Annotated in this window: 2 protein-coding genes; one reads left to right on the forward strand and one right to left on the reverse strand. The window is 64.6% G+C overall.

Annotation, left to right across the window (positions count from 1 at the left end):
* Positions 1 to 146 (reverse strand): glycosyltransferase (locus A5695_RS27395; protein WP_197515403.1); only part of this gene is annotated, 146 nt, incomplete at its 3' end.
* 239 nt (positions 147 to 385) lie between these two features.
* Here A5695_RS27395 and A5695_RS08535 point away from each other — a divergent pair.
* On the forward strand, positions 386 to 1,278 hold an 893-nt coding region (locus A5695_RS08535; protein ID WP_068079955.1), incomplete at its 3' end, for a glycosyltransferase.

Here is a 1,278-nt window from a genome sequence, read left to right on the forward strand (position 1 = left end):
GTGAGCCCAGCCGATTCGGCGAAGCCAATCAAGTCGGGCGGGACCGCGATACGCACGTGGTGCCCTCGCCGCTGCAGTTCGGACCCGACCACAACCGACGGCTCGACATCACCTCGAGTTCCGTAGCTTGCCAGCACAAATCTCAGTGCGGGCGGTTCGACGTAGCCGCACGCCGCATCACGGTCAGTCACCTTGTCCCTTCCTACCATTTGCGGTAGTGCGAGAGCCTAGACATGAAGGCCGCAGGTGGCCAGCGGCGAGTATTCCTAAGAGCCTGAACAGCCGCGCGCATCCGGTTATGCTGCGGTCGTCTGAACCGGGGACGTTGCGCGGCCGCTCCAAATCCGACCATGCGCCAGGGGAACTGGAAGGGTGAAGATCCGCGATGAAATTTGTGCTGGCGAATTGGGGCACGCGCGGCGAGGTCGAACCCTACCTGACTGTCGGGCGTGAGCTGGTGCGGCGGGGACACGACGTGACGATGGCTGTCGCTCCCGAGATGGTCGACTTCGTCGAGTCGGTCGGACCGGCCGGCGTCGCGTATGGGCCGGAATTGAAGGCCGTCCTCGACCCGCACCGCGACTACTGGACTTACTGGTTCGAGAACCCTTGGAAGGTTCGGAAGCTCGACCGGATGTGGCGGGAAGTCGTGGAACCCCTCACCCTGTGCCGAGCGGAGGTCAGCAGGACGCTGACGTCCTTGGCAGACGGGGCCGCCCTGCTGCTCACCGGCATGAATTATGAAGACACGGCCGCGAACGTCGCGGAATACTGCGGGATTCCGCTGGCCACGCTGCATCACTTCCCCTGGCGGACCAACGGGGCGATCGTGCCCTTCCTGCCCGCGCCCGTGGGTCGGGCCGCGATGATCGTCTACGAGTGGCTCTTGTGGCGCGCGATCAAAAGGGTTGAGAATACGCAGCGCAGCGCGCTGGGCCTACCGAAGGCGACATGTGGCTCACCGCGGCGAATTGCCGAGCGGGGATCAGTGGAAATTCAGGCATATGACGAGGTGGTCTTCCCCGGCCTGGCAGCGGAATGGGCGAAATGGCAACCTCGGCGACCGTTCGTCGGCGCGCTGACGATGGAGTTGCCGACGAACGTCGACGCTGACGTCTCGTCGTGGATCTCCGCGGGAACACCGCCGATTTTCTTCGGCTTCGGCAGCATGCCGGTGCGTTCTCCGTCCGACATGGTGGAGATGATCAGTGGGGCCTGCGCGCAACTGGGCGAGCGGGCGCTGATCTGCGCCGGCTGGAGCGACTTCGACGACATCCT

Source organism: Mycobacterium sp. E1747, assembly GCF_001667775.1.
Taxonomy (GTDB): domain Bacteria; phylum Actinomycetota; class Actinomycetes; order Mycobacteriales; family Mycobacteriaceae; genus Mycobacterium.